Source organism: Rhodobacter capsulatus (genome assembly GCF_052363175.1).
GTDB classification, from domain to species: domain Bacteria; phylum Pseudomonadota; class Alphaproteobacteria; order Rhodobacterales; family Rhodobacteraceae; genus Rhodobacter; species Rhodobacter capsulatus_D.
Genome location: NZ_CP198946.1, coordinates 1,205,590 through 1,229,240, shown reverse-complemented (window position 1 = coordinate 1,229,240; position 23,651 = coordinate 1,205,590). Strand labels below are relative to the sequence as shown.

At 66.7% G+C, this 23,651-nt stretch carries 20 protein-coding genes; 3 read left to right on the top strand and 17 right to left on the bottom strand.

Translation table 11 applies throughout. The features are described from left to right. Positions 1–161: 161 nt before the first annotated feature. The 8 genes from trpB to ptsP all read right to left on the bottom strand — a co-directional run bounded on the left by trpB (position 162) and on the right by ptsP (position 11,748). A complete protein-coding gene (trpB, locus tag ACTTAI_RS06915; RefSeq protein WP_444455055.1) occupies positions 162–1,370 on the bottom strand; it encodes a tryptophan synthase subunit beta in 1,209 nt (402 codons plus the stop codon). A gap of 117 nt (positions 1,371–1,487) precedes the next feature. Further along, positions 1,488–3,443, bottom strand: coding sequence for a putative bifunctional diguanylate cyclase/phosphodiesterase (locus tag ACTTAI_RS06910; RefSeq protein WP_444455054.1), 1,956 nt, complete (start codon positions 3,441–3,443; stop codon positions 1,488–1,490). A gap of 113 nt (positions 3,444–3,556) precedes the next feature. Continuing rightward, positions 3,557–5,620, bottom strand: coding sequence for a putative bifunctional diguanylate cyclase/phosphodiesterase (locus ACTTAI_RS06905; RefSeq protein WP_444455053.1), 2,064 nt, complete (start codon positions 5,618–5,620; stop codon positions 3,557–3,559). Positions 5,621–5,629: 9 nt separating this feature from the next. Then, complete coding sequence (locus ACTTAI_RS06900) at positions 5,630–6,070, bottom strand: hypothetical protein (RefSeq protein WP_444455052.1); 441 nt, start codon at positions 6,068–6,070, stop codon at positions 5,630–5,632. Beyond that, the gene (locus tag ACTTAI_RS06895) at positions 6,021–6,314 is read right to left on the bottom strand and encodes a hypothetical protein (RefSeq protein ID WP_444455051.1); all 294 of its coding nucleotides are present in this window, start codon (positions 6,312–6,314) and stop codon (positions 6,021–6,023) included. Before ACTTAI_RS06895 ends, ACTTAI_RS06900 begins: the two co-directional genes overlap by 50 nt. Positions 6,315–6,562: 248 nt before the next feature. Continuing rightward, positions 6,563–8,299 (bottom strand): PTS fructose-like transporter subunit IIB, encoded by a 1,737-nt coding sequence (locus tag ACTTAI_RS06890; protein WP_444455050.1) that lies wholly within the window; start codon positions 8,297–8,299, stop codon positions 6,563–6,565. 18 nt (positions 8,300–8,317) lie between these two features. Continuing rightward, complete coding sequence (gene pfkB, locus ACTTAI_RS06885; RefSeq protein WP_444455049.1) at positions 8,318–9,268, bottom strand: 1-phosphofructokinase; 951 nt, start codon at positions 9,266–9,268, stop codon at positions 8,318–8,320. Continuing rightward, positions 9,265–11,748: a phosphoenolpyruvate--protein phosphotransferase gene (gene ptsP / locus ACTTAI_RS06880; protein ID WP_444455048.1), complete on the bottom strand. Its 2,484-nt coding sequence runs from the start codon at positions 11,746–11,748 to the stop codon at positions 9,265–9,267. The genes pfkB and ptsP overlap by 4 nt, the downstream gene beginning before the upstream one ends. Before the next feature lie 67 nt (positions 11,749–11,815). On the opposite strand from ptsP, the gene ACTTAI_RS06875 reads away from it, so the two are divergent. Continuing rightward, positions 11,816–13,231: an ABC transporter substrate-binding protein gene (locus tag ACTTAI_RS06875; protein ID WP_444455047.1), complete on the top strand. Its 1,416-nt coding sequence runs from the start codon at positions 11,816–11,818 to the stop codon at positions 13,229–13,231. Then, a complete protein-coding gene (locus ACTTAI_RS06870; protein ID WP_444455046.1) occupies positions 13,228–15,903 on the top strand; it encodes an ATP-binding protein in 2,676 nt (891 codons plus the stop codon). Before ACTTAI_RS06875 ends, ACTTAI_RS06870 begins: the two co-directional genes overlap by 4 nt. Here the strand turns inward: ACTTAI_RS06870 and ACTTAI_RS06865 are convergent. Then, the gene (locus ACTTAI_RS06865; RefSeq protein WP_444455045.1) at positions 15,870–16,580 is read right to left on the bottom strand and encodes a response regulator; all 711 of its coding nucleotides are present in this window, start codon (positions 16,578–16,580) and stop codon (positions 15,870–15,872) included. The two genes, ACTTAI_RS06870 and ACTTAI_RS06865, sit on opposite strands and share 34 nt — an antisense overlap. Positions 16,581–16,769: 189 nt before the next feature. On the opposite strand from ACTTAI_RS06865, the gene ACTTAI_RS06860 reads away from it, so the two are divergent. After that, complete coding sequence (locus ACTTAI_RS06860; RefSeq protein ID WP_444455044.1) at positions 16,770–18,461, top strand: ATP-binding protein; 1,692 nt, start codon at positions 16,770–16,772, stop codon at positions 18,459–18,461. Between the two features lie 6 nt (positions 18,462–18,467). On the opposite strand, the gene ACTTAI_RS06855 is transcribed toward ACTTAI_RS06860, so the two are convergent. From ACTTAI_RS06855 to ACTTAI_RS06820, 8 genes are all read right to left on the bottom strand, one after another. Further along, the gene (locus ACTTAI_RS06855; protein WP_444455043.1) at positions 18,468–18,641 is read right to left on the bottom strand and encodes a DNA gyrase inhibitor YacG; all 174 of its coding nucleotides are present in this window, start codon (positions 18,639–18,641) and stop codon (positions 18,468–18,470) included. Next, on the bottom strand, positions 18,638–19,678 hold the full coding sequence (locus tag ACTTAI_RS06850) for a ribonuclease E/G (RefSeq protein WP_444455042.1): 1,041 nt from the start codon (positions 19,676–19,678) through the stop codon (positions 18,638–18,640). The genes ACTTAI_RS06855 and ACTTAI_RS06850 overlap by 4 nt, the downstream gene beginning before the upstream one ends. After that, entirely contained in the window at positions 19,675–20,250 is a 576-nt protein-coding gene (locus tag ACTTAI_RS06845) for a Maf family protein (RefSeq protein WP_444455041.1), read from the bottom strand. Before ACTTAI_RS06845 ends, ACTTAI_RS06850 begins: the two co-directional genes overlap by 4 nt. Continuing rightward, on the bottom strand, positions 20,247–20,465 hold the full coding sequence (gene infA / locus ACTTAI_RS06840) for a translation initiation factor IF-1 (RefSeq protein WP_013068259.1): 219 nt from the start codon (positions 20,463–20,465) through the stop codon (positions 20,247–20,249). Before infA ends, ACTTAI_RS06845 begins: the two co-directional genes overlap by 4 nt. A gap of 83 nt (positions 20,466–20,548) precedes the next feature. After that, positions 20,549–21,451, bottom strand: coding sequence for a carbon-nitrogen hydrolase family protein (locus ACTTAI_RS06835; RefSeq protein ID WP_444455040.1), 903 nt, complete (start codon positions 21,449–21,451; stop codon positions 20,549–20,551). Further along, positions 21,448–22,029 carry a GNAT family N-acetyltransferase gene (locus ACTTAI_RS06830; RefSeq protein ID WP_444455039.1) on the bottom strand — a complete coding sequence of 194 codons (582 nt, stop codon included), beginning with the start codon at positions 22,027–22,029 and terminating at the stop codon, positions 21,448–21,450. The genes ACTTAI_RS06835 and ACTTAI_RS06830 overlap by 4 nt, the downstream gene beginning before the upstream one ends. Then, the gene (locus ACTTAI_RS06825; protein WP_444455038.1) at positions 22,029–22,436 is read right to left on the bottom strand and encodes a ketosteroid isomerase-related protein; all 408 of its coding nucleotides are present in this window, start codon (positions 22,434–22,436) and stop codon (positions 22,029–22,031) included. Before ACTTAI_RS06825 ends, ACTTAI_RS06830 begins: the two co-directional genes overlap by 1 nt. A gap of 311 nt (positions 22,437–22,747) precedes the next feature. Then, on the bottom strand, positions 22,748–23,581 hold the full coding sequence (locus ACTTAI_RS06820; RefSeq protein ID WP_444455037.1) for an NAD(P)H-binding protein: 834 nt from the start codon (positions 23,579–23,581) through the stop codon (positions 22,748–22,750). Between the last annotated feature and the right edge of the window lie 70 nt (positions 23,582–23,651).

Here is a 23,651-nt window from a genome sequence, read left to right as displayed (position 1 = left end):
ACCTCGTTGGACAGAAATGGAGATTGGCCCGCAAACTGCCACCGCGGGAAATTCAACAAGAACCCGTCAACTATCCCCCCGGCAAGGAAAGGCGTCAAGACTTGCCCGGCCCGAAGCGCAGAAAGCCGCGCGCCGAGGCCCTGCCCCGGCGCGCGCGAACCTTACAGATCGCCGCCGAACCCGTAGGTCTGGGTGACGTAATCGATATCCTTGTCGCCCCGGCCCGAGAGGTTGATCAGGATCGACTTGCCAGGATTGGCACCCGCCTCGCGCATGGCAAAGGCCACGGCATGGGCGCTTTCCAGCGCGGGAATGATCCCCTCGTGCCGCGACAGCGCATAGAAGGCCTTGAGCGCCTCCTTGTCGTCGGCGGTGGTATAGTTCACGCGGCCGGTCTTGTGCAGATGCGCATGTTCCGGGCCGACGCCGGGATAATCGAGCCCCGACGCGACCGTGTGCACCGGCGCGGGCTCGCCATTGGCGTCCTTCAGCACAAGGGTGCGGAAGCCGTGGATGTCGCCATCCTCGCCAAAGCTGATCGTCGCCGCATGCTCGCCCAGTTTCGACGAGGTGCCCAGCGGCTCGACCCCGTAAAGACCGACCGAGGCATCGTCGATGAAGCCCGCGAACATCCCCATGGCATTCGAGCCACCGCCGACGCAAGCCGCCACCATGTCCGGCAAATCGCCGGTCATTTCAAGGAACTGCTCGCGCGCCTCGATCCCGACGACATGCTGGAAGTTGCGCACCATCATCGGGAACGGATGCGGGCCCACGACCGAACCGATCGCGAAAAGCGCGGTATCGGCCTGCGAAATGTAGCTCTGGAAGCAGCTGTCCACCGCCTCCTTCAGCGAGCGCCCGCCAAAGCCCACCGGCACCACCGTCGCGCCGAGCAGTTTCATCCGTGTGACGTTCGGCGCTTCCTTGGCGATGTCGATCTCGCCCATGTGGATTTCGCAGTCCATCCCGAAATAGGCCGCCGCCGTGGCCAGCGCCACCCCGTGCTGCCCCGCGCCGGTTTCCGCCATGAGCTTGGACTTGCCCATGAATTTCGCGAGCAACCCTTCGGCCATGCAGTGATTGAGCTTGTGTGCGCCGGTGTGGTTCAGATCCTCGCGCTTGGCATAGATCTGCGCGCCGCCGCAGAGGGTCGACAGGTTCTTCAGATAGGAAACGGGCGTGGGCCGGCCCTGGAAATGCTTGCGGATATGGCGCAGCTCGGCGATGAAATCGGCCGATTTCGAGATCTTCGCATAGGCTTCGCGGATCTCCTTGAAATGCGGCTCAAGCGGCGGCGGCAGCATCGCCCCACCGTAATCGCCAAACCAGCCGTCCTTGTCGGGTGTCGTCTTGAGATAGGATGTCATCCTCGGTCCTCCCACGGTCTTTCCGCGCGGGATTTGACGCCGATCAGCCGCGAACGGCAAGGCGCGATAGCGCCACAGGCCGGGGAGTTTCGCGGCAACAGAGGCAAAGGGACCAGATCACCCGGTCTGGCGGGCCTCTTGGGCGAGAAAACGGGCAAAGTCCCCGGCATTCATCGGACTTGCCCAGAGGAAGCCCTGCCCGGCATCGACCCCCAGATCGAGCAGCGTGGTGCGCTGCGCCTCGTCCTCAACCCCCTCGGCAACCGAGCGGATACCCATGCCGCGGGCGATCTCGGAAATCGCCGCGACGATGGCACGATCTTCGCGGCGGAAAGACAGGCCCGCGATGAAACTGCGGTCGATCTTCAGCTCGGCCACCGGGACTTTCTTCAGATCGCCCAGCGAGGCATGGCCGGTGCCAAAATCGTCAAGCGAGAGTTCGTAGCCCCGGTCAGCCAGCGAGTCGAGCAGGCTGATTGCCATGTCGGTGCCGCGCCCGACAAAACAGCCCTCGGTGATCTCGATCAACAGGTCGCGGCCGGTGATCCCCGCGGCCTCGAACATGCCGATGGTTTCCAGAAGCAGCTCGGGCGATTTGATGTCGTCAGGATGAATGTTGAGCGCGATCTTGCCCGGATTCAGCCCCGCATTGCGCCAGCCGACCATGTTTTCGGCCACCGTCTCGGCGATCTGGCGCGAGAGATTGGGCAGCATGCCGCGTTCGGCCGCAATCGCAAGGAAGCTGTCGGGTGCGACATCCACCCCTTCGGGCGTGCGCCAACGCACCAGCGCCTCCGCCCCAAGAAGGCGCCCGTCAGTCAGCGCGACCTTGGGCTGATACTGGACGAACAGCTGATGGCCCTCAAGCGCCTCGCGCAGGCCCGCCTCGATCCGATCGGAGGCAATCACCCTTTGGCGCAACTGCTCGTCGAATTGCAGGCATTGGCCGCGCCCGGTCTCCTTGGCGCGGTTCAGCGCCAGATCCGCCTTGAGCAACAGTTCCACCGGATCGGTGCCGTCTTCCGGGCAAAGCACCGCCCCGATCGAGGCCTCCGGATGCACCCGCCGCCCGGCCAGATGCGCCGGTTGATCGAAGGCGGCCAGCAGACGGTCGGCGATCGGACGGATCTTCGCCGCCTCCGCGACCTCGGCCAGAATGACGGCGAACTCATCCCCGCCAAGCCGTGCGATCACATCCCCCGCAGGCAGATTGGCCCGCAGACGCCGGGCGATTTCCGCCAGCAATTCGTCGCCCACACCATGACCAAAGAGATCGTTGATGTTCTTGAACCGGTCGAGATCCATCAGGAACAGGGTAAAGCCCTGCCCGGTCGCGCGTTGCCGCGCCACCGCCTCGGCCAGATGGGCGTTGAAGGCCTTGCGGTTGAGCAGCCCGGTCGTGTCGTCGATATTGGCGAGCAGGTAGTTTTCGTCGCGCGCCGTGCGCAGATTTTCGACGGCCAGCGACAGCGCCGCAACGGATTCGTCGCGCTGCCGCGCGGTCTGGCCCGCATTGAACGAGAAGTAGGCAAGAAAGGCACCGTAAACGATCGAGTAAACCGTCACGGGCCAGGCCTGCTCCCACCCCCCAAGGTGAAAGGACAGGATCACCGAAGCAAGGATGGTGGCCTGAAAGGCCAGCGAGGCCACGAAGGCGCGGTGCAGCATGAAGGATCCGCCCGCCAGCATCCCGGTGCAGACAAAAATGACCACCGTCGGCTCGGCATCTTCGTGTAGACCAAGCACATGAATCGGCAGCACCGCCCAAGGCGCGGCCAACATCAGCGAGGTCAGGATCAGCCGTCGCGCGGCCCTGCGGGAGACCCGGGTGACCTTGCGGCCCGCCGCCCGCTTCGACATCCGGCTGAGCGAAAAACACAACGCAAAGACGCAAACGAGCCAGTAGGTGATGAACCCGTCTTGATCCCACCGCAACGAATCGAGCGCGCAGATCGCCGCATTCACCGCTGTCACCAGAGCCCCGGCCGCGGTGCCGTTGACGACACTGGCCACGTCTTCCGGGCTCGGGTGCTTGGTCAGCACCGCGCGGGTTCGGTCGAGAAGAGGGAACACGCGAGCCAAACAACCGTCTTTCTTTTGAGGCGTGGTTCCGATCATCACGCCAAATGGTAACCAGTGACTAAAGGCCAATCGAAAAAGTGCGGATCGGCGCGAGACCCCGGCGATCAGCCAAGCGCCACTTCGTCCCAGGACACCCCTTCGGGGCCAAGGAAGGTCGAGAGGAACGCCTTCGCGGGCATGGGTTTGCCAAAATGGTAACCCTGCCCCTGATCGCAGCCATGCTGGCGCAGCCATTCCACCTGCGCGGGGGTATCGATGCCCTCGGCGACCGTGCGCAATCCGAGCGCCGCCGCCATCGCAAGCGTGGCCCGGACGATCGCATCCGAGGCACAATCGTCCAGCCCGATGCGCGACACGAAACTGCGGTCGATCTTCAGCTCTTTCAATTGCAGCTTCTGCAGATAGCTGAGCGAGGAATAGCCGGTGCCGAAATCATCGGCCGACAGCTCGTAGCCCGCGACCAGCAGCGCCTCGATGCTTTCGCGCGCCCCGGAATTCAGATCGACAACCGCGCCCTCGGTGATCTCGAAGAGAACATCCTCGGGGCCAAGCCGCGCCGCCTCAAGATGTGTGAGCACCGCCTCGCCGAAACGGACGCAGCGCATGCTCTCGGGCGACAGGTTGATCGATACGCAAAGCTTTTGCCCGCGCCCACGCAGCTCGGCGACAAAGGCGCCGACAAGGTCGATCATCAACAGGTCGATCTCGCGCACGAGCCCGGATCTTTCCGCGATCGGCATGAACACATCCGGGCCGATGCCCGCAAGCGCAGGCTCGGTGCAGCGCACCAGCGCCTCGGCCCCGACAAGGCGGCCGGCTTCGAACAGGCTGACCTTGGGCTGCAGGAAAAGCGCAAAGGCGCCATCGCGGATCGCCCGTTGCAGCGATTGCCCGATCATCGCCTCACGCTCAAGCCGGTTGCGCAGCGTCGGCGTGAAGCGCACGGCGCGGTTGCCTCCCAGGGCCTTGGCCTCATACATCGCCAAATCGGCGTTCAGCCACATTTCCTCGGGCGTCTGGGCATCCATCGGAAACAGGCTGAGCCCCATCGAGGCCGACAGATAAAGCGGCTGACCGTCGATGTCGAAGGGCTGGGAAAAGGCGGCCGCCAGCGACCGGGTCGCACATTCAGGGTCTTCGGCGATGCGGCAGCGGCGCAGGAAGGTGAATTCCTCGGCGCCGACGCGGGCCAGAAGCTGACCGGGTTCACACAGCGCCGAAAGCCGCTCGGCGACCTTGCAGATGACCCGGTCGCCAAGCTGCGGACCGAACCGGTCCTTGATCTGCTGGAACCGGTCGATGGAGAGAAAAACCTGCTGCAACAGCTCGCCCCTGCCGCGCGCACGTGCCTGAGCCGGGGCAACCTGTGCCCGAAAGGACTCGCGGTTCGGCAACCCGGTCAGCGCATCATGGGTTGCCGCATGACTGGCCTCTTCGGCGGCCTGCGCCAGACGGCGCTCGTCATTGAGCCGCTGCGTGATGTCGGAAACCGAGCAGACCACCTGCACCGGTCCGCCCCGCGCCTCCATCGGGGCGGCGTTGACCGATATCACCCGCTCGCTGCCGTCGGCGTTGCACAGCGTCAGGCGCAGGTCGTGCAGCGTTTCGCCGCCCCGCGCGACGCGTTCGAAGGGAAAGCCAGCCCCGGAGCTGCGGTCGCGCGCGCCATAAAGCCGCCCGAGCGCGGTGTGGTTGCGCCCGACCAGCCCCGCCCCGGTCACATCAAGGATCTGTTCCGCCTCCATATTGGCGAAGACGATGACCCCCGAAGGATCGAAGGCCAGAATGCCCGAGACCGAGGTCTCGGTCAGCCGCTGCAGGAAATCGCTTTTCGCGATCAGCTCGGCCTCCAGAGTCTTGCGGCGCGAAATATCGACATGCACGCCCGAGAGCACCAGCGCGTCGCCGGTTGCGGACATTTCGACAGCGCGGCCGCGCGAGAGGATCCAGACCCAGTGTCCATCGGCATGACGCATGCGGAATTCTTCGGTGAAGAAGTAATCCCGGCTGTGAAACTTCGGCGCCTGCGCCGCGTTCAGTCGCGCCATATCTTCGGGGTGCACGAGGGCCCGCCAGTCGTCGATCATCAGCGGCGCGGGCAGATCGTCGCGGCTGCGGCCAATGATCTCGGCCCAGCGCTCGTTGATCACCAGATGGTTCGTGCGCATGTCGTGCCGCTAGGTGCCGACCTGCCCGCCGGCAATGACATCGGCAAGGCCGCGGATCGCCTCCTGCTGATCGTGCACATCAAGGGCAAAACCGAAAAGACTGCCGCCGGGCCCACGACGGTTGCTGTCGACATCGGTCACCATCCTGATCCAGCGGTACGCGCCATCAAGGCCGCGGACCCGATGCAGATGCGACGGGATCGGCACGGTCTTGCCAGCCAAGACCTCCCGGTGCAGCGCCATATGGGCGTTGAAACTTTCCATGTCGTCGGGGTGGACGAACCCGCGCAGATCCGCCGTCGGCAGCGCCACCCCCCCCTCGGGCCAGCCGGCCCAGCGCACCAGCCCGCCGTTCGCGCGCAACCGCAAGACGCCCTCGGGGTCGATGAAGCTTTCCCACTCACAGCCCCCCGGCGGCATCCAGCGCCCCGCGCAGCCGGTTTTCAGCATGCGACACCGCATCAAGAGAGTTTTGAAGTTGCGCGAACCTTTGCCGCAGCATCACCCAGAGCACGAGCGAGGTGAGCGCGATGAAGGCCCAGCCCTTCACTGTCTGCAAGCTCTGATACTGCGGATAATCCTTCGAAATGATGGCAAGCACCCGATCGCTGGTCTGGATGTAGATCACACCGACAATCGCATAGGCCGCAGCGACCCGAGAAGCCGTCAAGTGATGAACCAGTCTGGCAGGCATGGATGCTCTTCACGTGTGTTCCGGGTTCAGAGGAAGTCGGACACGAACGCGGACGATGTGTCAATCGTCGTGAGTGGCAGCCCCTGAAATACACGGGCAGCCTGCACCGAAAGCGGTGAAGCAATTCTTGCGATTTCGCGATCAGATTGTGGTTTTCGAAAGCATTTTAGGAAGTTACGACGGGCGCCTCTGTCCCTCAAAGGCCGACGGTCACTGGACCGTCGGCCTTGATCTTGCAGCTTTGCCACTCAGGCGCGGGCGGCCTGATCCGAAGTGAGCGGCTTTTTCAGCGCGATCAGCAAGCCCGTGGTCACCAGCGTGCCGATCACGATCGACAGCGCATAAAGGCCGAGGTTCGTCACCGCATTCGGGATGGCAAGGACGAAGATCCCGCCGTGCGGCGCGACGAGCTGGCAGCCCAGCGCCATCGAGAGCGCCCCGGTGATCGCCGAACCGACGATGATCGAGGGGATCACGCGGGCCGGGTCTTTCGCGGCAAAGGGGATCGCGCCTTCGGTGATGAACGACAGACCCAGCACCGCGGCAGCACCCCCGGCTTCGCGCTCTTCGGCGGTGAAGCGGTTCTTCGCAACCAGAGTGGCGAGCGCCAGACCCAGCGGAGGCGTCATGCCCGCGGCCATCACGGCGGCCATCGGCGCATAGGTGCTCGAGGTCAGCAGACCGACGGCGAAAGTATAGGCGGCCTTGTTGATCGGGCCCCCCATGTCGACGGCCATCATGCCGCCAAGGATCAGGCCAAGGACGACGGCGTTGGTGGTGCCAAGGCCTTGCAGGAAGGCGGTCATCGCGGCCAGCAGCGCGGCGACCGGGGTGCCGACGACATAGACCATGACAAGGCCGGTGATCGCGGTCGACAGCAGCGGCAGGATCAGGACGGGTTTGAGGCCCTCAAGCGTGCGCGGCAGCTGGATCGCATCGCGCAGCCAGCGCGCAACGTAGCCAGCCAGGAAGCCCGCGACGATACCGCCCAGGAACCCGGCGTTCAGGTTCACCGCCAGCATCCCGCCGATCAGACCGGGGGTCAGGCCGGGACGGTCGGCGATCGAATAGGCGATGAAGCCCGCCAGAACCGGAACCATCAACTTGAAGGCGGCGCCGCCACCGATTGCCATCAGCGCCGCGGGCAGCGTGCCCTCGACCTCGAAAGCCTTGATGCCGAAGACGAACGAGAGCGCGATCAGCAGACCACCGGCCACGACCAGCGGCAGCATGTAGGACACGCCCGTCAGCAGGTGCATGTAGGGGCCCGAGCGGTTCGCCGCGCGCTGCGCCTTCAGCGCATCGACGGTATCGGCCAGGTTGGCGCCCAGCACCACGCCTTCGGCCACGGCCGCGTCCAGTACCTTCGCCGCACCCTTCACCGCCGCACCGACCGAGGTCTTGTAGACCTTCTTGCCGCCGAACCGGCTGTCATCGACATGGGTGTCGGCCGCGATCACCACGAGATCGGCCGCCTTGATCTGCGCCTCGGTCAGCGCGTTTTGCGACCCCACCGAGCCCTGCGTCTCGACCGCGATCTCCCAGCCGCGCGCAGCGGCGGTTTTCTTCAGCGCATCGGCGGCCATGAAGGTATGGGCGATGCCGGTCGGACAGGAGGTGATCGCCACCACCTTGAGCGACTTCTGGCCTGTTTGGGTTGTCATCTGCGTGGTCTCCTCTCCGATCAAAGCAAGGGCCTCGGCCAGAACCGCGGACGTCTGGGTGACGGCGCGGCTGGTCGTGGTCCGGTAAACGGGTTTCGTGACGAAGCGCACATCCTCGACGCGGAGGTCGGCGGCGATCACCACCACATCGGCCGCGGCAATCTCGGCCACATGCAGGGGGGCCTCGACGCCTTCGGCGGACTGGCGCTCGACATGGATCTGATGGCCCATCTGCGCGGCGGTGGCACTCAGCGCCTCGGCCGCCATATGGGTATGCGCAACGCCCTTGGCACAGGCAGTCACGGCGACAATCTTCGACATGGGTTCCTCCCCTGCGGCTCAGACGAGCGGCAGCGTTTTGACGGTGACGGTGCGGGCAAGCGCGGTGAGGCGCTCTTGCGGCGGCAGATGCGGGCCGATTTCCCCCAAAGCGCCCAGCGAAAAGGCAGTGGCCAGACGGGCGGTCTCGGCGAGGGTCAGGCCAAGCGTCGCGGCATGGATCAGCCCCGCCACCATCGCGTCCCCCGCCCCCACGGTCGAGGCGACGGGCGTCGCGGGCGGGATCGCCTGCACCGCTTCAGTGCCACGCACGAGAACCGCGCCCTCGACCCCCATCGAAACGGCCACCAGCCCGACGCCCGCAGCCGAAAGATCGCGCGCGGCGGTGCAGACGGCCTCAAGCCCGGTCAGGGTGCGGCCCAGATGCGCGCCCAGTTCCGCGACATTGGGTTTGACGATGTCGGGCCGCGTCGCCAGCGCCAGCCCCAGTGCCGGACCCGAGGTGTCCAGCGCCACCCGCGCCCCGCCCTTGCGGGCGATGGCGGCGAGATGGGCATAGGCCTCGGCGCCGATCCCGGCGGGCAGGCTGCCGCAAAGGGCAACCCAATCCAGACCATGGGCCAGAAGCTCGGTCAGGGTCGCGGCCACGGCGTCAAGATCGGTCGGCCCCGCCGCGATGCCCGGAAAGTTCAGATCGGTCACCTGATCTTGCAGCGGATCGACGATCTTCACATTCGTCCGCGTCGCACCGGGCAGGCGCTGGCAGGCATCGACGAGCCCCGTCGCCGCAAAATGCCGCGCGAAAAGCGCCGCATTCTCGGCCCCCAGAAGCCCGGTCACCGCAACCCCGTGCCCGACATGGGCCAGGAACGAGGCCACATTGACCCCCTTGCCGCCCGCATCGATGCGCGAGGCGGCCACCCGGTTCACCGCATCGGCGGTGAAGCCCGGCACGGTCACCGTCTGATCGACGGCGGAATTGAGCGAGACCGTGGCAATGCGGATCGTCATTTCAGCCCCCGCACTTCGGCGGCGTCGCTGCAGGCCAGAGCCCGCATCGCCAGATCGCGGTTTGCGGCCATCGTGGAGCGGCGCAGCTGCGCCTTGATCCCGGCCACGGCGGGGATGGACACGGACAGTTCCCGCACCCCAAGCCCCGAGAGCACCGCCGCCCCCATCGGATCGCCCGCAATACCGCCGCAAGCGCCAACCCAGATCCCCGCCGCATCAGCCGCACGCACAGTGAAGTCAATCAACCGCAGCACGGCCGGATGCAGCCCGTCGGCCTGTTTCGCCAGCACCGGATGCATCCGGTCCATGGCGAGCGCGTATTGCGTCAGGTCATTCGTGCCGATCGAGAAGAAATCGACCCGTTTCGCCAGTTCCGGCGCCATCATCACGGCGGACGGAATTTCGATCATGATGCCGATCTCGACCGGGGCGGCGCCGACCTCAAGACGGACCTCCTCGGCGATGCGGCGCGCGGTTTCCAGTTCCTGCACCATCGCGATCATCGGGAACATGATGCGCACATGGCCCTTGCTGGAGGCCCGGTAGATCGCCCGCAACTGGGTGCGGAACAGGTCTTCGTGGCTCAGACAGAAGCGGATGCCGCGCTCGCCAAGGAACGGGTTTTGTTCAACGGGCATGCGCAGATAGGGGATTTCCTTGTCGCCGCCCACATCGAGCGTGCGGATGATGATCGGCAGGCCGTTCAACGCCTCGAGCATCGCGGAATAGATCGCCACCTGTTCGTCTTCGCTCGGCGGCGCCTCGCGGTTCACGAACAGGAATTCGGTGCGCAGAAGGCCCACGCCCTCGGCCCCCGCCTCGACCGAGGCGACGGCTTCGGCCACGTCCGAGATATTGGCAACCACCTCGACGCGGGCGCCATCCACCGTCAGCGCGGGCTTGTAGCGTTCCCGCGCCTCGGCCTCGCGCTGGGTTTTCAGCGCCGCCATCGCGGTCTCGGCCTTGGCAATGTCGGTGGCGGTGGGGGCGACGACGATCACGCCCGCGCCGCCATCAAGCAGCACCGAGGTCCCCGTCGGCAGATCCAGAAGCCCCGCACCAACGCCCACGACCGCGGGAATATCCAGCGCCCGGGCGATGATCGAGGTATGCGAGGTCGGCCCGCCCTGCGCCGTGGCCAAGCCCCGCACCAGCGCCGGATCGAGCCGCGCGGTGTCCGACGGCGTCAGGTCATCGGCGAGCAGGATGCAGGGCACGGAAGGCAGATGGGTTTCGCCGGTCTGCACCGTGCCCAGATGTTGCAGCACGCGCTGGCCCGCGTCGCGCAGGTCGATCGCCCTGCCCGAGAGCACCGCATCTTTCATCGCCGCCAGCATGTCGGCACGTTCGCTGAAGACCTGATGCCAGGCAAACCCGGCCGAACGTCCGGCGCCGATCAGGGCCTTGGCGGCCTCGACCATTTCGGGGTCGTGCAAAAACTCTTGATGCGCGCGGAAGATCGCGGCGCGGGCCGGGCCGGACTTCTTCCAGACCTCGTCGTGCAGCTCTTCCAGCTCGTGCCACGCGGTCTGCAACGCCGCCTCGAAACGGTCGTTTTCGAACACGGCATCCGAGGCGTCGGCGTCAAAGACGACCTCGTCCCGGGCAAACCGGAAGACGGGGGCAAGCGCGTAACCCGGCGAGGAGGAGATGCCAACGAGGGTGCGCCCCTCGTAGCAGGCCATCGACGCCCCCGCCCCCGTCAAACCGGGCGTAGCGGCTTCGGGGGCCGCCGCACCGGTGTCTTCTTCGTCTTCAAGCCCGGCCTCGAAGGCCGCGGCAATCGCCGCCAAAGCGGCATCGGCTTCCAGGCCTTCGGCGCTGATACGCAGCACCGCGCCCTGAGCCGCACCGAGATTGAGAAGCGAAATCAGGCTTTTGGCATTGGCCACCTTGGCGCCATTGCGCACCCGGATTTCAGCCGCAAAGCCCTTGCAGAGATCGACAAGCGTCGTCGCAGGCCGGGCGTGGAGCCCATGCGCACCGCTGACCGCCACATCAAAGCCCTGCGCGAAATCCTCGGGCGCGGCCTCCGTGCGCGGCGCGGGCGGCTCGGCCCCGGTCAGCCGCGCGACGATCACCGCGGCGTCGGTCGTCGTCGCCAGCCGCTCGGCCTCGGCCTCGTCGCCCAGAACGTCGGTCAGGTTGCTCAGCACCTGCAGGTGTTCATCCGATTTCGCGGCAATCGCCACGACGAGACGCGCCGTGTCGCCCGGCGCCCATTCGACGCCCGCGGGCAGCTGCACCACCGCAATCGCCGTGTCATGGATCAGGTCGCGGTCCTGCGGCAGGCCATGCGGGATCGCGATGCCATTGCCCAGAAACGTATTCGCGACCGCCTCGCGGCCCATCATGCTCTGACCGTAGCGCGGATCGATCTTGCCCGCGGCGGTCAACAGGTCCACGGCCTGCGCAATGGCATCGGCCTTGTCGGTGGCCGTCTTGCCGATGGCCACAAGTTCGCTGGTCAGGGGTATCACGGTTCCTCCTCCGCATCGGATGTGCGATGCTCTTGAGGGGACGAAGCGCCCTGCAGATGAATGGAGTATGTCGCCCGTGACGGCCCGGCTTGTAACAATTGTCATATTGGCGCTGAGCCTCGCCCGCGCCGAGGCGCTGGAGGTGCTGACCCGTGATGGTGGCCCGATTGCAGGCCCGGCCATCGCGCATGGGGCGGAGTTTGCGCGCGCAACCGGCGTCGCGGTGCATGTGACGCCCCGCCCTTTCGACGCGCTTTATGGCGAGGTGATGATGGGCTTCGTCATCGGCCGCACCCCCGCCGATGTGCTGATCCTGCCCGCCGACTGGCTGCCCGATGTGGCGCCTTACCTGATGCCCGTGCCCGAGGCGCTTGTACACAGCCCGCTCGTGCAGGGCATCCACCCCGCCTATCGCGACCGGCAGATGCGCTGGCGCGGCCAGTGGATGGCGGTCAGTCTGGATGGCGATCTGCATATGGGTGCTTACCGGCGCGATCTGTTCGACGATCCGGCGACGCAGGCGGCCTATCGGACGCAGACCGGTCACGCCCTCCAACCGCCGAAGACATGGGCGGAGTATGACCGCATCGCCGCCTTCTTTCAGGTCGGCGGCGTCCCCGGCACGCTCGAGGCCTCGGCCGAGAATGGCCAGCGGCTCTGGTCGATCTTTTCCCATGCCGCCGCCTATACCGCCCACCCCGACCATCCGGGGCATTTCTTCTTCGACCCGGAAACGATGGCGCCCGAGATCGACAACCCGGCCTGGGTCCGGGCGCTGCACGAGTATCTCGACGCGATCGCCACGGCGCCGGGGCCTGCCTTGCCCAGTCATGGCGTGCGAACGGGTTTTGCCGCGGGCAAGGCGGCGATGGCGCTCGATTGGTCCGATATCGGCACGGTGGCGACCGATCCGAGCAGTTCGAAAATCCGCGACCGCGTCGGCTTCTTCGCCCTGCCCGGCACGGAAGAGGTCTGGAACCCGGTGACGAAGCGCTGGGACAGGTTGGATGCGCCGCGCCCGGTGCCGTTTCTGGCTTTCGGCGGCTGGATCGCCGTCGTGCCGCGCGGTGCTGCCGATCCGAAATCGGCTTGGGATTACATCGCCTTCATGGCCGATCCGGCGCGGGCGGCGAAAGACGTGATGTCGGGCGCCTCGGGCTTCAACCCCTATCGGCTGTCGCAGCTCGACGACACCGCGGGCTGGTCGCAGCTGATGGGGGCGCAGGCGGCAACCGACTACTTGTCCGTGCTGCGTGAAAGCCTGTCGGCGCCGCAAACCGCGCCCGATCTGCGGCTGCCGGGCTATCCCGCCTATATGGCCGCGCTCGATGCCCGCATCGGTCGGGTTCTGGCCAGAGAGATGACGCCCGAGGCTGCGTTGGCCGCCGCCGCCGCGGATTGGGACCGGATCACCGACCGTCTGGGCCGGGCGAGCCAGCGCCGCCACTACCGCGAGGCGATGGGGTTGGAGGTCTCGCCATGACCCTGTGGCGCGGCATTCAGGGGCGGCTTTTGCTGATCGTCGCCGTCTCCACCCTTGCGATGGCGCTGGCGGGCGTTGCGGCGATCCGGGCGCTCGATCAGATCGGCGAGGCGGCGGAAACGGTGACCGGGCGCGACGTGCCCGCGATGACGGCGGCGCTGCGGCTTGCCCGCATCGGCGACCGGCTGCAAAGCCGCGGGGCGAGCCTGATGGCCGCGAGCACCGCCGAGGCACTGACCGAGGCGCAGCGCGCGATCGACGCCGATCTGGCCGCCTTTGCCGAACAGGCACAGGCGCTGCGGGCGGCGGCACCGACGCAAAACTCAGATCAGATCGCTGCCCTGTCCGGGGATCTGGCGGCCCGGTTGCGCGCGCTGTCCACCGATCTCGACCAGCTGCGCAGACTGGCGCGGCTACGCGAGGCGGAACGGGCGAAGATGCTGGCGGAACAGGATTTTCTGCGCCAGCTTCTGGGCCCCTCGATCCTTGCGGTCGAGGCGATCACCGGCGGGCAGATCCTGCCCGACCCCGAGATCTACCGCACCGCGGTGCGCTCGCAGGCGCCGCTTCTGGCGGCCGAACGGCTGACCGACCGGGCGATTTCCGAACTGCTGCTGGCGGGGGATGCCCGCGACCCGCAGGCGCTGGAGGATGGCCGCGCCGCCTATCGCCGCACGCTGTCGCAGCTCGACAGCACCGGCGCCGCCCTGCCCTCGGGCCTGCGCACCGAGTTCGGCCGGGCGCTGGCGGCCTTCCGCGCGCAAGCCGCGCCGGGCGGCATCTTCGATCTGCAGGCCGAGGACATGCGCGCCCGCACCGCCGCCGAGGCCGATCTGCGCGCCGCCGCCTCGCGCGCCGCCGATCTGAAAGCCGCGGTCGACGGTCGGGTGATCGCCGCGAGCCGCACCACCGCCGAGGTGACCGAGGGGTTGCGCCGCACGATCCTCGAACGCACGACGCAATTCGCCTCGATCGCGCTCGCGGTGATCCTGATGGCGGGGGGCGTGTCCTATTTCATGGTGATCCGGCCGCTCTCGCGCAATCTGCGCGGGGTGACGGCGGCGATGGTGCGGCTCGCCGCGGGGGAACGCGATGCGACCGTGCCGGGGGCCGAGCGCGCCGACGAGATCGGCGATCTGGCCCGCGCCTTCACCGTCTTTCGCGAAAACTCGGCGCAGGTGGAAAAGCTCGACCGGGAACTGGCGGAACGCTCCAGCCTGCTGATCGCAACCTTCGAGACGATGAAGGACGGGTTTTCCGTCTTCGACCGCGACCGGCGGCTGGTCGCCTTCAACCCGCAATATCTGGCGCTGCATGATGTCAGCGCCGAGGAGGTCGCCACCGCCCCGACGATCACCGAGATCAACCGGTTGCTGACGGCGCGCGGGGTGCAGGCCAGCCTGCCCGATGGCACGCCGGTCGATCTTGATGAGATTGTGCCGCGCCGCCTTGCCGAGCCGCAGCGGCTCGAGATGCGCTTCCCCTCGGGGAGGGTGCTGGAACTGCGCTCGAACCCGATCCCGATGGGCGGCTTTGCGACGATCCACATGGATGTGACCGAAAGCCGGGCGACGCAAAGCCAGCTCTTGCATGCGCAGAAGCTGGAGACAGTGGGCCAGCTGACCGGGGGAATTGCGCATGATTTCAACAACATCTTGGCCGTGATCATCGGCAACCTGAACATCCTTGCGCGGGAATTGACCGCGACCCCCGCGCTGAAGGCCCGCGCCGAGCGCGGCCTTTCCGCCGCCAACCGCGCCGCGGGGCTGATCAACCGTTTGCTGACCTTCTCCCGCCGTCAGCGCCTTGCGCCGGAGAATGTCGATCTGAACACGCTCGTGCGCGGCATGCTCGATCTGATGCAATCAAGCCTTGGCTCGGGCATGCAGATCACCCCCGATCTCGCCGAAGATCTGCCGCGGGTGCGGGTCGATCCGGGGCAGCTGGAAAACGCGCTGATGAATCTGGCCGTCAACGCCCGCGACGCGATGGAGGGGACGGGCGAGATCACCGTCACCACCCGCCGCGCGGCGGACGGATTTGTCGAACTGACGGTCGCGGATACCGGCGCGGGGATCCCGCCCGACCTGCTCGATCAGGTCTTCGAGCCCTTCTTCACCACGAAACCGGTGGGCAAGGGCAGCGGCCTTGGCCTGAGCATGGTCTATGGCTTCGTGCGACAATCGGGGGGCACGGTGGCGCTCGACAGCGCGCCGGGCCGGGGCACCCGGGTCAGCCTGCGCCTGCCCGAAAGCCCGGTCACCGAACTGCCCCGCCCCGAAGGGTTGCAGACGGCCGAGGCCTGCATTCTGGCGGTCGATGACGACGCCGATCTTCTGGAGATCACCGCCGATCAGCTGCGCCGTCTGGGCCATGCGGTCGTGACCGCGCCCGACGGGCTGACCGCGCTCGACATGCTGCGCGAGATTCCGGAAATCGACCTTCTATACACCGATCTCGCCATGCCAGGCCTTGACGGACGGGCGCTGGCGGAAAAGGCGCACCTGCTGCGCCCGGATCTGCCGGTTCTGTTCACTTCGGGCGCACCGGGCAAAGCGGGGGCGGATCTGCCGAACCTGTTGCGCAAACCCGTCCCCGAGGAGGTTCTGGCCGCCGCGATCCGCGTCAGCCTGGAAAGTCACAGCCGCCGCACGTCGGCATCGAGCACATAACCCGCGCCGCGCTCGGTGCGGATCAGCTGCGGCGCGCGCGGGTTGGGCTCGATCTTGCGCCGCAGCCGCAGGATCAGCACGTCGATGGTGCGATCAAAGACCTCGCCGCCATCGGCGCGGGTGCGTTCCAGCAGCTGATCGCGGCTGAGCACGCAGCGCGGGGCGCGGACAAAAGCCTCAAGCAGCAGGAATTCCGCATTGGTCAATGCCACCCCCTGCCCCGCGGGCGTTTCGAGCGTGCGCGCGGTCAGATCGATCACCCAGCCCGCGAAGCTGCGCCGGTCATGTTCGGTCAGCTCGACCGGCACTGCCGCCGCCCCCGCCCGGCGCAGCACCGCCTTGATCCGCGCCACCAACTCGCGCGGGTTGAAGGGCTTGACCACATAATCATCGGCACCCATTTCCAGGCCGACGATCCGGTCGACGTCGCCGCCAAGGCCGGTCAGCATGATGATCGGAATCGACGAACTCGCCCGCAGCCGCGCCGCCAAGGTCAGCCCGTCCTGATCGGGCAGGCGCAGGTCGAGCAGGATCAGATCGGGCGCCCCGGCCGCCAGCGCAGGCGCAACCTCGGCCGCGGTGGACGCCTCGACCACGTCCCAGCCGCGCGCCTCAAGCTCGTAACGCACAAGGTCGCGCACATCCGGGTCGTCATCGACGATCAGAATCTTCACCATGCCGCAGGCCTCCCCGGCACCACAATAAGGACGGATCGGCTCGCCCGCCAGCCGCCTTTGCCCCGCGGCACCTTCGCCATGGCCTTGCGCACCGATTTGCTGTTAAAGTTGCATTCATGAATGTTTGGGCGGGACTTGCCCGCAGGTGCCAAATCGGCACGGTTTTGTTTTTATCGATTGAGGCTGCGCATGCCAAAAGCGCAAAGAAATCAGAAAATCTGGGACATCCTCGAGGTCGCGCGGCGCGGCCGGATGGAATTCGTGGCACAGGTGGTGTTGATGACCTTCGCCGGTGCCGTCGCCTGGGTGACGACCGGGGTGCATTTCATCCCGCTCTGGGTCGCGGCGCATTTCGGGCTGATCACCGTCGAGCGCAAGCTGACCCGACGGCTGCGCAACAGCGACAGCCCGTTCGCCCTGCCTTGCGTGCTGATGGCGCATCTGGCGATCGGGGCGGTCTTCGCGGCGATGCCGGTCTATCTCTGGCTGCAGGAGGACGAGGCTTTTCACTTCACCGGCATGGTCTTGCTGGTCGGCTCGATCCTGAACGTCTTTCTGGCGCGGGCGCAACTCTGGTATCTGGCGCTGTGTTTCGTGCTGCCCGATGCGGTGGCGATTGCCTTGATCGCAGCACAGATCGCGCGTCTGGCGCCTAACCTCGCCCAGGCAATCACCGTCTGGGTCGTCGCCGCGGCGATCCTCCTTTATCTTGGCGTCGCGCTGTTGCAGGCCGCCCGCGCGCATCGCCGCCATCTGGTCACCCGCGAGCAGCTGGTCCAATCGCAGAAGATGGAGGCACTGGGCAATCTTGCGGGCGGAATGGCGCATGATTTCAACAACATCCTGAATGTCATCACGGGGACTCTTGATCTTGCGCGCGCGGAACGCGACCCCGCGCGGATCGCGGCGCAGCTCGATCGTGCCAATGCCGCGGCAGACCGCGGCGCGGCGTTGATCCGGCAGGTGCTGTCCTTCGCGCGCAAGTCGCATCTGGAGCCGCGCCGCGTCGATCCGACCGCCGTCATCGCCGAGGTCGAGACGATGGCGCGGCGGCTCATTCCCGAACGCATCGCCATCGAGACCGCGGTCGATCCCGATGTGCCCGCGGTGCGGGTGGACGAGGGCACGCTGGTTACGGCGCTGCTCAATCTGGTGCTGAATGCGCGCGATGCGATCGAGGGGCGGGGCCGGATCGTGCTGAGCTGCACCTTCGCGCCCGCAACGCCCCCCGGACGACGCGGCAAGGTGCTGTTTTCGGTGCGAGACGATGGCCACGGCATCGCGCGCGAGATGATCGGCCGGGTGACCGAGCCTTTCTTCACCACGAAACCGGTGGGCGAAGGCACCGGGCTCGGGCTCTCGATGGTGGCGGGGTTCGCCGCGCAATCTGGCGGGGCGTTGCAGATCGACAGTCACGAAGGCGCGGGCACCGAGGTGCGGATCCTGCTGCCGCTCGACGAAGGGCCCGCCCCGGCAAAGCCCAATGCCCCGGTGACCCGCCCCGCGCCTGCCCCGGTCGCGAAACCGCGCTGCGTGCTCGTGGTCGAAGATCAGCGCGAGCTGCTGGAACTTTTGCAGATCTTCCTGCGCCGCAGCGGGCACGAGGTCCATGCGGCCAGCTCGGGCGATGCGGCGCTGGCACTGATCGAGGATGGGGTCAGCCCCGACATCCTGATTTCCGACGTGGTGATGCCCGGCCAGATGCAGGGACGCGATCTGGCAGCCCTCGTGCGCGACCGCTTCCCGCAGGCGCGGATCGTGCTGATGTCGGGCTTCGAGGAAGGATCGTTCGGCAGTCCGGCACGCAGGGACGGCGACGTGCTGTTTCTTGCAAAGCCGGTGCGGCTGGCCGATCTGGCCGTGGCGCTCACGCCCGGCTGAGCACGCTTATTGCACCGGCCCCGACCGATCCTCGGCCGGGCGCTCCTCTTCCTCGGCGATATCGCCGGGGATGACATAGCTGCCGTTCAGCCAGCGCGCCAGATCGATATCGGCGCAGCGCTTCGAGCAGAAGGGGCGATATTTCGGCTCGGTGTCCTTGCCGCAGATCGGACAGCTCATGTCCGCCCCGCGAGCAAGGTCGCAAGCGACACCCGATCGCGCTTGCGCACCAGTTCGTAAAGGCCAAGCGGCGTCCAGCCCGCAAGGCTGGTTTCCGCCGCCTCGGCCTTGAAGGCCGCGCGCAGCTGCTGTTCCAGCACCAGACGGTCCTTTTTCGGCATCGGCGCGAAATCGACCACGACCTGACCGCCCAAGCCTCGCAGCCGCAATTGCCGCGGCAGATCGCGGGCGGCGGCGATATTGGCCTTGAGCGCCGCGGCGGGCGAGGTATCGGCGCCGGTGTTCACATCGACGGCGACCAGCGCACGGGTCGGCTCGATCATCATGTGACCGCCGCCGGGCAGCGCCACGCGCGGGTTCAGCGCGGCATCGATCGCCTCCAGAACGCCGTGATCTTCGAAGCCCTCGACCACCTCGTCGGGGGCGGGATCGACCCATTCGCGCCAAGCTTCTTCATGCGGCGTGGGGGCGTCGACCAGCAATTCCGGCGCACCGTCCACATCGGCCAGAACCGCCTCGGCCAGTTCGCGCAGACCGGCGATATCCTCGACGATCTCGCCGTCTTCGGCCCCCTCGCAGGCCGAGCGCAGAATGAGGCCCATCTCGGAGCCTTCCATCACCACGCCCGCCAAGGCTTGCAGCCCCTCGCGGGTGTCTTCCTCGCGGATGCGGCGCGAGACGTTCAGCCCCGGCGCCCCCGGGGTGACGATGCCGTAGCGGCCCTTGAACAAAAGCCGCAGCGTGACCGGAACCGCCTTGCCCGGTTCCGCCCCGCCCGAGACCTGCACCAGCACTGATTGCCCCGGCGCAAGTCCCTTCGCGTCTTTCAGAAAGCCCTTTTCGCCGCCCGGAAGCGCCACGAACAGACCGCCCTGCCCTTTCATCGGGCGCTCGATCTTGGCGCGGCAGATGGCACCGGGGGCCAGCGCCATCGCGTCCGAGACGTCGACGAGCAGATCTTCAAGCTGGCCATCGACCATCAGCGCAGCGGCTTCCAGACCGCCGACCGCGCCCAGAATCACGATCCGACCCTTCATGCGCCTTCTCCCACGCCAATGCCCGCCGCGCGCAACAGCACGGCGGTTTCGGCCAGCGGCAGGCCGACGACGCCGGTGAACGACCCCTGAATCCAGGGGATGAAGGCCCCGGCAAGCCCTTGAATCGCATAGCCGCCCGCCTTGCCCTGCCATTCGCCCGAGGCGAGATAGCCGTTCACCTCGGTGTTCGAGAGCGGGCGGAATTTCACAACCGTATCCACCAGCCGCTCGCGCAGGCCCGCGCTTGTGCGCACGGCGACGGCGGTCAGCACATGGTGGCGACGCCCTGACAGCAGCCACAGAAACTCGGCCGCTTCCTTTTCATCGGCGGGCTTGCCCAGAATCCGGCGCCCGCAGGTGACGGTGGTATCGGCCGTCAGGATCACCTCGTCCGCCGCGCAGGACAGAACCCCCGCCTTTTCGCGGGCCATGCGCGCGACATAGGCGCGGGCATCCTCGCCGCGCTCCGGGGTTTCATCGATGTCGGGGATACGCACCTCGGCCGGGGTCAGGCCCAGCTGACCCAGAAGCTCGCGCCGACGCGGGCTGGCCGATCCGAGGATGAGCTTCACTTGAAGCGGTAGTTGATGCGACCCTTGGACAGGTCATAGGTGTTCATTTCCACCTGCACCCGGTCGCCAGCCAGAACACGGATGCGGTTCTTCCGCATCTTGCCTGCCATATGCGCGATGATCTCATGGCCGTTTTCCAGCTCGACCTTGAACGTCGCGTTCGGCAGGAGTTCCTTCACGACGCCGGGGAATTCGAGCATTTCTTCCTTGGCCATGGTCACTCCATTGGGGGATACCCGCACGGATGCGGCGGGCGCGCTTTCTTTGCGCCCGCTAAAGGCAGAATTCAAGGGCAATGTCAAGATTTGCGGGGGGATTCGGCCACAGTGCGGATCTGCACCGCTTGCAAGGGTTGCTCGGACCAGTGCTGAAAAAGCAGCACGGAGCCGTCGCGGCGGCTGTGCGTGACCCGGTCGAGATCGACCGTCGCGACCACCCAGCCGGGCTCGTCATAGGTCCCTTTGGCAATGACCCCATCGTCGGGCCAGCCCGCGTCCGGCGGGCCGTAGATCCCTGCGGCGCCGTGGTTTTCATCGACTGCGGGGCACCAGGGGGCCAGCCCCACAACGGGCGCCTGCACCGTCACGCACTGGTTTTCCAAGGCCCGCGCCTGCGAGCCGATCCGCACCCGGTTGTAGCCCGCCGCCGCATCGGTGCAGCTGGGTGCCAGAAGGACTTCCGCCCCCGCTTCGCAGAGCGCCCGCGACAAAAGGGGAAACTCGCTGTCATAGCAGATCACCACACCGATCTTGCCGATGCCGGTGTCGAACAGCGTGAGACCCCGGCCCGGGCCGATGTTCCAATCCTCGCGTTCGAAGCGGGTCATGATCGCCTTGTCCTGATGGCCGATCCGCCCCGAAGGCCCGAACAGCACGGCACGGTTGCGCAGCTCATAGCCATCCTGCGCCGGGCCCGAGGGGGCAAGGATGTAAAGCCCGAATTCGATCGCAAGGCCTTCGAAATGGCGTTCCATCGCGGCGCGATGGCGCAGCACTTCCTCGACCGCCAGGGTCAGATCGGCGGCAACCTCGGCCCCGCCAAGCGCCGCCAGCTCCATCGCCGCATATTCGGGAAAAACCAGCAGATCGGCTTTCTTCAAGGCCGCCATCTGCACCCAGGCGCGGGTCTTCGCCTCATAGGCGGCCCAGTCCTCGGCCCAGTCGAGCGGATAGGCCGCGGCGGCGATGGTGACATGTCTCACAGCGGTCTCCCCCAGAATTGCAGTGGTTTCTCAGTCTCGCCCGTCTGGCCGATATCCGTCCAGCGAAAATGCGCGATCACGCCCGGCAGGGGCGCATAGCCGCGCTTGCGCCAAAACGCATCCAGCGGGCGGTAAGTATCTGGCTTCAGGGGATGATCGGCCGGGCGGATCACCGCGCAAAAGGCCGAATGGCTGCGGCCAAGCGCCCGCGCATGGGCTTCGCGGGCGTCGAAGAAGGCATGGCCAAGGCCGCGCCCCCGATACTCGGGCAACAGCACCGACTCGGCGCAGTAAAAGACGGTATTGAGTGCGAGGCCCGTCGCCGCAAAAGGGGCGGCGAAATCCTCGGCATGATCTTCGAGCGGCGCGCCGGTGGCGGCGCCCACCAGCCGCGGCCCGTCGAAGGCGCCCACGACAACCGCGCCCGGAGAGGTGCGGTAACTGTCGAGATAGCGGCGTTCGTAGTCGAGCGAGCCCTCGTAAAGATAGGGCCAGTCGCGGAAGACGGCGATGCGCAGCGCCGCCACATCGTCGAGCGCAGCATCCAGCGCGGGGCCAGTCAGAACCCGGGTCTGCATCAGCTGACCTGACGGATCCAGTCGGCGAGGTTGTAATAAGTGGTGACGCGTTGGATCTGAGTGCCGCGCAGCGTGAAGAAGGTGCCCGCAGGCAGGATATAGGTCTGGCCGCGCGCCTCGGGCAGGCCGTCGTCGGTGGCGATGTAGCTGCCATGAACGACAAATTCCGCCGCCGCGCGGCTGCCCGCATCATTCGCCATCACCACGATGTCGGTCAGTTTCTCGCGGTAGCAGCGGGTCATGTGGGCGTTGAAATCGCGAAATTTTTCGACACCGCGGCGGATCTGGCCCTCGTTGACGTGATGCTCGAAATCCTCGGTCAGCAGCGCCTCCATCGCCGAGGTGTCGCCCCGGTTGAAGGCTTCGTAATAGGCGGAAATCACGGCAAGGGCGGCGGCGCGGGGCATCGGGTCCTCCATCTGTTGCCCCATCTGTGGCATGGGCCGGGGCAATGGTCAAACCTTGGAACCGGCAGGGGAAGAGGCAAAAGCGGCATGGGGTTCGGGCGGAACAGGAAACGCGACCCGCGTTTCCCCGCCCGCAGCGCCCGGTTGCGGCACGACCGTTTCAACCCGCAAGACAGAGGGCAGCGCCCGGCCCGGCGGGCGAGAAGCGCCCGCCATGGGCGGGGCGGGCGCTGCCCGAGGGCCGCTGGGCCCTCGGGGGTCACGAGACTGCGGTGGCGCATGGCCAAGGCGATGGCCTTGGCCAAGGCCGCTCACACCAGCGCCGCGCGCACGGTTTCCGCCATCGGCGTCGTCGGGCGCCCGATCAGCCGCGACAGCGTATGGCTGTCGTCGTAAAGCGCCCCCGCGGTGCCCACCACAGCATCGGCTTCGGCCAGCGTCGCAACAAAAGCGGCAGGCAGGCCAAAGCCTTCCAGCGCCTTGGCATAATCCGCCTGCGTCATGTTCACATAAGCGACCGGCTTGCCCGATTGCGCGGCGACCTCGGCCGCAAGCTCGGCCATGGTGAAGGCATCGTCGCCCGCCAGCTCGTAGACCTGCCCGTCATGACCCGCCTCCAACGCCACCACCGCAGCGGCTTCGGCGTAATCGGCCCGCGCGGCGCCAGAATATTTGCCCTCGCCCGCCGCGCCGATCATCGCCCCATGCTCCAACGCCGCGCCCAGATTGCCGGTCAGGTTTTCCGTATACCAACCGTTGCGCAGGATCGTGTAAGCCACGCCCGAGGCCTTCAGCGCGGCTTCCGTCGCGATGTGATCGGCCGCGAGCAGCGTCATCGGCGAAGCGTCGCCCTTGAGCACCGAGGTATAGAGGATCCGCCCCACCCCGGCCGCTTTCGCCGCCGCGATCGCTTTCGCATGCTGCCCGGCACGGTCATTGAAATCACCTGAGGAGATCAGCACAAGCACCTCGACCCCCGCCAGCGCAGCCGCATCCGGAGCAACGTAGTCGAAGGCCCGCGCTTCATATCCCGTCACTTTCGAGGGCGTGCGGGCAAGGGCGATCGGGGTCGCACCGCGGGCTTTCAGTGCGGCAAGGACAAGCGTTCCGAGTTGGCCGGTGGCGGCAGAAACGGCGATGGTCATGACAAGCTCCATTCGTTGACTTGCCCGATCTGGCCACAAGTGCTATCAAAACGTAAGTACCAACATTTCT

Coding starts and splice junctions, on each gene's coding strand:
- ACTTAI_RS06870 (WP_444455046.1), top strand. CDS start 13,228: ATGACCCTGTGGCGCGGCATTCAGGGGCGGCTTTTGCTGATCGTCGCC.
- ACTTAI_RS06890 (WP_444455050.1), bottom strand. CDS start 8,299: ATGTCGAAGATTGTCGCCGTGACTGCCTGTGCCAAGGGCGTTGCGCAT.
- ACTTAI_RS06825 (WP_444455038.1), bottom strand. CDS start 22,436: ATGCCCCGCGCCGCCGCCCTTGCCGTGATTTCCGCCTATTACGAAGCC.
- infA (WP_013068259.1), bottom strand. CDS start 20,465: ATGGCCAAGGAAGAAATGCTCGAATTCCCCGGCGTCGTGAAGGAACTC.
- ACTTAI_RS06855 (WP_444455043.1), bottom strand. CDS start 18,641: ATGAGCTGTCCGATCTGCGGCAAGGACACCGAGCCGAAATATCGCCCC.
- ACTTAI_RS06820 (WP_444455037.1), bottom strand. CDS start 23,581: ATGACCATCGCCGTTTCTGCCGCCACCGGCCAACTCGGAACGCTTGTC.
- ACTTAI_RS06860 (WP_444455044.1), top strand. CDS start 16,770: ATGCCAAAAGCGCAAAGAAATCAGAAAATCTGGGACATCCTCGAGGTC.
- ACTTAI_RS06850 (WP_444455042.1), bottom strand. CDS start 19,678: ATGAAGGGTCGGATCGTGATTCTGGGCGCGGTCGGCGGTCTGGAAGCC.
- pfkB (WP_444455049.1), bottom strand. CDS start 9,268: ATGACGATCCGCATTGCCACGGTCTCGCTCAATTCCGCCGTCGATCAG.
- ACTTAI_RS06900 (WP_444455052.1), bottom strand. CDS start 6,070: ATGCTGAAAACCGGCTGCGCGGGGCGCTGGATGCCGCCGGGGGGCTGT.
- trpB (WP_444455055.1), bottom strand. CDS start 1,370: ATGACATCCTATCTCAAGACGACACCCGACAAGGACGGCTGGTTTGGC.
- ACTTAI_RS06865 (WP_444455045.1), bottom strand. CDS start 16,580: ATGGTGAAGATTCTGATCGTCGATGACGACCCGGATGTGCGCGACCTT.
- ACTTAI_RS06895 (WP_444455051.1), bottom strand. CDS start 6,314: ATGCCTGCCAGACTGGTTCATCACTTGACGGCTTCTCGGGTCGCTGCG.
- ACTTAI_RS06905 (WP_444455053.1), bottom strand. CDS start 5,620: ATGCGCACGAACCATCTGGTGATCAACGAGCGCTGGGCCGAGATCATT.
- ACTTAI_RS06830 (WP_444455039.1), bottom strand. CDS start 22,029: ATGCAGACCCGGGTTCTGACTGGCCCCGCGCTGGATGCTGCGCTCGAC.
- ACTTAI_RS06875 (WP_444455047.1), top strand. CDS start 11,816: ATGTCGCCCGTGACGGCCCGGCTTGTAACAATTGTCATATTGGCGCTG.